Annotated in this window: 6 protein-coding genes and 1 pseudogene; 6 read left to right on the forward strand and 1 reads right to left on the reverse strand. The window is 61.9% G+C overall.

Features of this window, described 5'->3' with window-relative positions; translation table 11 throughout:
* A partial coding sequence (locus F3J14_RS14585; RefSeq protein ID WP_211080354.1) for a 4Fe-4S dicluster domain-containing protein occupies window positions 1-524 on the forward strand: 524 nt, incomplete at its 5' end.
* Window positions 525-637: 113 nt separating this feature from the next.
* On the opposite strand, the gene F3J14_RS14590 is transcribed toward F3J14_RS14585, so the two are convergent.
* Window positions 638-910 carry a hypothetical protein gene (locus F3J14_RS14590; RefSeq protein WP_211080355.1) on the reverse strand — a complete coding sequence of 91 codons (273 nt, stop codon included), beginning with the start codon at window positions 908-910 and terminating at the stop codon, window positions 638-640.
* Window positions 911-965: 55 nt separating this feature from the next.
* Here F3J14_RS14590 and F3J14_RS14595 point away from each other — a divergent pair.
* The 5 genes and pseudogenes from F3J14_RS14595 to F3J14_RS14615 form a co-directional block, all read left to right on the forward strand.
* Window positions 966-1,253 (forward strand): annotated as a pseudogene (locus F3J14_RS14595) (L-asparagine permease); the annotation flags it as partial.
* Window positions 1,254-1,619: 366 nt separating this feature from the next.
* The gene (locus F3J14_RS14600) at window positions 1,620-2,339 is read left to right on the forward strand and encodes an alpha/beta fold hydrolase (RefSeq protein WP_166723594.1); all 720 of its coding nucleotides are present in this window, start codon (window positions 1,620-1,622) and stop codon (window positions 2,337-2,339) included.
* A 155-nt stretch (window positions 2,340-2,494) separates the two neighbouring features.
* On the forward strand, window positions 2,495-3,445 hold the full coding sequence (locus tag F3J14_RS14605) for a UDP-glucuronic acid decarboxylase family protein (protein WP_006751989.1): 951 nt from the start codon (window positions 2,495-2,497) through the stop codon (window positions 3,443-3,445).
* Window positions 3,446-3,651: 206 nt separating this feature from the next.
* Window positions 3,652-4,962, forward strand: a complete 1,311-nt coding sequence (locus F3J14_RS14610; RefSeq protein ID WP_166723595.1) for a diaminobutyrate--2-oxoglutarate transaminase family protein — start codon at window positions 3,652-3,654, stop codon at window positions 4,960-4,962.
* A gap of 77 nt (window positions 4,963-5,039) precedes the next feature.
* Window positions 5,040-6,038: a TauD/TfdA family dioxygenase gene (locus tag F3J14_RS14615; RefSeq protein WP_166723596.1), complete on the forward strand. Its 999-nt coding sequence runs from the start codon at window positions 5,040-5,042 to the stop codon at window positions 6,036-6,038.
* Window positions 6,039-6,233: the final 195 nt, after the last annotated feature.

Here is a 6,233-nt window from a genome sequence, read left to right on the forward strand (position 1 = left end):
AATCGTGGCTGTACACGGAGCTGTACCGCGCGCGCAACTTCAAGCAGTGGATGGCCAAGGGGCTGTACCTGGGCACGCTGATGGTCGGGCTCGAGCAGAAGGTGATGGGCGGCAACGTGCCGTGGACACTGCATCACAAGCATGCGGACCACGAGATGCTGAAGCCCGCATCGCAATGCACGCCGATCGAGTATCCGAAGCCGGACGGCAAGCTGACGTTCGACCGGCTGTCGTCGGTGTTCATCTCGAACACGAATCACGAGGAGAACCAGCCGGCGCACCTGACGCTGAAGGATGCGAACGTGCCGGTGAACGTGAACCTGCGCACGTACGCGGGGCCGGAGGCCCGCTTCTGCCCGGCGGCGGTGTATGAGTTCATGAAGAACGACGACGGCGGCGATCGGCTCGTGATCAACGCGCAGAACTGCGTGCACTGCAAAACCTGCGACATCAAGGACCCGACGCAGAACATCGTGTGGGTCACGCCGGAAGGCGGTGGCGGGCCGAATTACCCGAACATGTAACCTGCCGGAAAACGCCGCCTCGCGCGGCGTTTTTTTGCCCGTTCGACCGTCGACGCTGCCATGCCCGCTATCCGGCGTGCGACTCATGCACGGCACGCCGTACCCTCGCCTCGTCAGCGCAATACACTGCCACGTCCGCCCCTTACCCATGCCTCATAATCCGCATAGGCCTGCGCGCTCGGCGGATAAACACCCCACAACGGTTCGCCGGCGGCGATGCGCAGCGCGAGGTAGGTTTCGATGTCGTCCTGCTTCTCGCAAATATCGGCCAACTCGTCCGCCAGATGTGCGGGCACCACCGTCACGCCGTCGTGGTCGCCGACGCCGGAATCCGTCGGGACCGCACGAATTCCTTTGACGACGTCTTCGCAACGGTGATGCTGCACCGAGATGTCGGATGACGAGTTCTTGCATTCGGATCTGCCAAACCTGCCGCCGGACGTGTTCGAGATCGTGCTCAACGTTGCATCGCTTGGCATCATCAGCACGTGGGGTTTCATCATTGTCTGCCAGATGAAGTTCCGCGCGGCCGTCAAACGTGGTGACGTGGACGACGTGCCATTCAAGATGCCAGGCGCACCGGTCACGTCGTGGCTCACGCTGCTGTTCCTGCTCGGCGTGCTGGTGCTGATGGCGTTCGACTATCCCAATGGAACCTGCACCGTGGCGTCGATTCCGGTAGTCGCACTGCTGCTTGTCATCGGCTGGCGTTGGGTGAGCGGCCGAGCTACGCGCGTCCCCTTTTCCTACGACATACATTCAAGCGGCCTCATGTTTAACTCATGCCAGACCGGATCGGGCGTATTCCGGATCCGAGCGGCGCGCAACGTGAATTTTCATGACGCAAATCGATGCTTCCATGACTTCCGTCGTGCTCGACGCACCGCCCTTGTAGCGTTGACGAACCGGCCATCGGAGCGTGAGCCGGGGCGCGCCTGGCTGTCGCGCCCGTTTCTCTCCACGTGAAGATTGCCGACGCATCGCCATGGCAACAATGACTGGAACTTGAATGGTGAAAAACACCGAACACGTGAATTCCCGCAGCGCGATCCCCGGTGCGCCGGTAGCAAGCGAGCCGCTCGAGTACCCGCTCGCATGCGCCTGATCTGTTTTCCCTATGCGGGCGGCTCGGCCGCCGTTTATCGTGCCCTGCAAGCCTTGTTGCCCGGCATCGAAGTGTGCCGTCATGAACTTGCAGGCCGGGGCAGCCGCCTGTCCGAGCCTGCCGCACGCGACATGTCGACGCTGATCGACGCGTTGCTGTGCGACTTGGACAACTGCTTCGATCGTCCCTTCGCACTGCTCGGACACAGCATGGGCGCGGCTATCGCCGTCGAACTGGCGCTGCGGCTTCCCGCCCGGGCGCAACCGAATCTTCGGCATCTGTTCGTGAGCGGGCGCGCCGCACCGGGCAGGGAGCGATCGATTCGACACATGCAGGCGCTGGACGACCGCGCCTTCGTCGATGCACTGCACGAGATGGGCGGCACACCGAAGCCGGTGCTGGACAACAGCGAACTGATGGCGCTGCTGATGCCGGCGCTGCGTGCGGATTTCACGCTGATCGAAAACTACCGGCCCGTGCCCGGGCGCAGGCTCGCGGTGGACATCACCGCGTTCGCGGGCCGGGCGGATGAACACGCCCCCGTTGATGCCGTTGCAGGCTGGGGCGCCGAGACGACCGGGCACTTCGATTTTCATGTCATCGAAGGAGATCATTTCTTTATGAGAAGCGAAATGCGGGCGATGGCCGGCATCATCGCGGCGCGCCTGCGGCGCACGGAACACGTTGCGTTGAGCGCACTGCAAGCATGACGGGCCGATCCTCGCGATCGGCGTGCCGGCCGGTGCCGTGATCGTCGAATGAAGAGGCTCGCGCCTTATCGGCTTCCATGCCGGCGCCGCGGGCCGGTCAAGCATGCGTGGAGGCCGCGCGTCGCTTCCTTGCGCGCGATACCTGGAGTGCAATTGTGCAACGTAATCGAAAACGAATCCTCGTAACAGGTGGCGCGGGTTTCCTCGGTTCGCATCTTTGCGAGCGTCTGGTCGAACTCGGTCACGACGTATTGTGCGTCGACAACTATTTCACCGGCACGAAGCAGAACGTGGCCGCACTGCTCGGCAACCCGAGCTTCGAGGCGCTGCGCCACGACGTGACCTTTCCGTTGTACGTGGAGGTGGACGAGATCTACAACCTCGCCTGTCCGGCTTCGCCGATCCACTATCAATTCGATCCCGTGCAGACCACCAAGACCAGTGTGATGGGCGCGATCAACATGCTGGGGCTCGCCAAGCGCACGCATGCACGCGTGCTGCAAACCTCGACGAGCGAAGTGTACGGCGACCCCGATGTGCATCCGCAACCGGAGAGTTACCGGGGCAACGTCAACCCGCTCGGGCCGCGCGCCTGCTACGACGAAGGAAAACGTTGCGCGGAGACCCTGTTCTTCGACTATCACCGCCAGCAAAACGTGCGAATCAAGGTGGTACGCATCTTCAACACGTACGGGCCGCGCATGCATCCCAATGACGGCCGCGTGGTTTCCAACTTCATCGTGCAGGCGCTGCGCGGCGAGAACATCACGCTGTATGGCGACGGCAGCCAGACCCGGGCGTTCTGCTATGTCGACGATATGGTCGACGGTTTGATCCGGATGATGGCCTCGCCCGCGGACCTCACCGGCCCGATCAATCTCGGCAATCCGCACGAGATCGCGATCAGCGAACTTGCGCAGATCATTTTGCGCCTGACCGGCTCGAAGTCGCGGCTCGTATTCCGTCCGCTGCCGAAGGATGATCCGACACAACGCTGCCCCGATATCGGCCTCGCACGCGCCCACCTCGACTGGGCGCCGACGGTCGGGCTTGAAGCCGGGCTGCGGCGGACCATCGACTATTTCCGCTCGACCGTGCCGGCTTGACGCCGCGTCCCAAAACCACGCGTCGATGATCGGGAGGCGATGGCATGACGTAGTGACGTTGCGTTGCCTGTGTCCCATTTTTACGTGACAGACGTGATATGGAGGACATGCTCCAATCAGGCCGTACCGTTACGCCATTGGCCGGGATGAAGCGATTCTCGTGCGCCAGTGTCCATCAATCCGCCTCGCAAGCCGGATCTCCGTGCATGGAAAAACTTGAGTATCTGAAGCGTGTCGAATCGAAGGCGCGAACCTACGCGACATCTTTCCCACGGCTGTTTACCCATGCCAAAGGCATACGCGTACGCGACGCCGACGGGCAGGAATACATCGACTGTCTGTCCAATGCAGGTACGCTCGCGCTCGGACATAATCACCCGGAAGTCAATGAAGCCGTCATGCGGTTTCTGTCGTCCGATCAAATGCAACAGGCACTCGATCTGGCAACGCCGGCAAAGCACGCATTCGTCGAGAAGCTTTTCTCGCTCCTGCCCAGGAAGATCGCCGAATCCGGCAAGATCCAGTTTTGCAGTCCCAGCGGCGCGGATGGCGTCGAAGCGGCCGTCAAGCTGACCAAGCACTATACGGGCCGCTCGACGATCATGGCGTTCCACGGCGCCTACCACGGCATGACGGCCGGCGCACTCGCCGCATCGGGAAATCTCACGCCCAAATCGGCCGGCGGCAATGGACGCGACGTTCATTTCCTGCCGTATCCCTATGCGTTTCGCTGCCCGTTCGGCACCGATGGCTCGGCGACCGATCAACTCAGCATCAACTATATTCGGACCGTCCTGTCCGATCCCGAGAGTGGAATAACCAAACCGGCGGCAATCATTGTCGAAGTCGTGCAAGGCGAAGGCGGCTGCATCCCCGCTTCGGACGCCTGGTTGATCGAATTGCGCAACCTGACGCTTCGGCATGAAATCCCGTTGATCGTCGACGAAGTGCAGACCGGGCTCGGTCGAACCGGCGCCCTGTTCGCCATCGAACATTCCGGCATCCGGCCGGACGTACTGGTGTTGTCGAAGGCCTTCGGCGGCGGCTATCCGTTATCGGTGGTGGTCTATGACGAGCGCCTGGACACCTGGCCGCCCGGCGCACACGCCGGCACCTTCAGAGGCAACCAGATTGCGATGGTGGCCGGCTTGTCGACCATGCACATCGTCGAACGAGAGGGTCTGTCGGCGCACGCGGACAGAGTCGGCAAACTGCTGGTTGCCGGCCTCGAAGGGTTGGCCGAACGCTTCCCCTGTCTGGGCCAGATACGCGGCCGCGGCCTGATGATCGGCGCTGAAGTCGTCATGCCCGGCACACATGGCCAAACCGGCCCGACCGATGCAGCACGGGCAAAAGCCATCAAGCTGAACTGCCTGCGAAACGGACTCGTGATCGAAACCGGCGGCCGCAACGGCGCGGTGCTCAGGTTCCTGCCGCCGCTGATCGTTTCGGAAGCGGATATCCACGAAATTCTCAATCGCTTCGAGCATGCCGTGGAAACGGCCTGCCGTGCCTAGCCGCATCGCGGCGCGACCCTGCAGGCCGACCGGTTCGGGTTTCGCCGCGATCCTCGTTCAGAAAAGGACTATTGACGATGCTGGGCATGACGGAACGCAAGCTGCTTGCCGAGGGGAGCTCCCCGTGGCTGCTGGAGCCTGCGTCGAACGCGCGCGCGAACGGGCACGATCTCGTGCTGGCGGTGAACGACAACCGGGTGGAACTCGAATCCCGGCTTCTGGAACACGGTGCGCTGCTGTTTCGTGGCTTCGACGTTTCATCCGTGGGCGGCTTCGAAGCGTTTGCCAACGCGATTTCGGCCCATAAGTCCGACTACGTCTATCGTTCCACGCCGCGCACCTCGATCGGCAACGGCATCTTCACCGCTACCGAGTATCCGCCGAGCGAGACAATCGCACTTCATTGCGAAAACGCGTATCAACGAAGCTGGCCGCTGAGCGTTGCATTCTGTTGCCTGACTCCGGCCACGACCGGCGGCGAAACGCCAATTGCCGACATGCGGGAGGTGAGCCGCAGGATCGGACCGCGCATCATGGAGCGCTTCGAGGCGAAACAGGTCCGCTACGTCAGGCACTACCGGCGGCATGTCGACATTCCGTGGGAAACCGTCTTTCAGACCTGCGACCGCAGCCAGGTTGCGGCCTTCTGCGCAGACAACGACATCGAGCTCGAATGGCTCGACGACGACACGTTACGCACCGTACAGATCAATCAGGGCGTGGCTTACCATCCGGTCACCCGCGACAGGGTGTTCTTCAATCAGGCACACCTGTTCCATATCTCGAACCTGGAAGCATCGCTCGCCAGTTCGATCGTCAGCCTGTTCGGTCATGACCGAATTCCGCGCAATGCGAGCCATGGCGACGGGAGTCCGTTCGATCTCGCCGACATCGAGCAGATCCGCAACGCGTTCCGCGAATGCGCGATCACGTTTCCATGGCAACGAGGCGACGTCCTGCTGGTCGACAACATGCGCTTCGCGCATGGCCGCAACCCGTTCGAAGGCGAGCGCAAGGTCGTCGTGTCTCTGCTGGACCCGTACTCCCCCGACATCGAAGGAATGGCCGGTCGTTAGCAGGGCCGCGCGCGCAAATTAATAAAAACCCATATTGATCAAGCGCGCGAAACGCCGTGTCCATGGATTACGGGGCAGACGTCGGGTTAGAGCGGTGCTCTAATTTCATGCCATCCAATTCAAGAAGCAAGCTTGGCGGGATCGCCGCAACTGGTCCTGAGGAATTCAACGTTTAGCAGACAACGAAGGTCGAGT

It is taken from the genome of Burkholderia sp. Tr-862 (genome assembly GCF_011753085.1).
Lineage (GTDB): Bacteria > Pseudomonadota > Gammaproteobacteria > Burkholderiales > Burkholderiaceae > Burkholderia > Burkholderia ambifaria.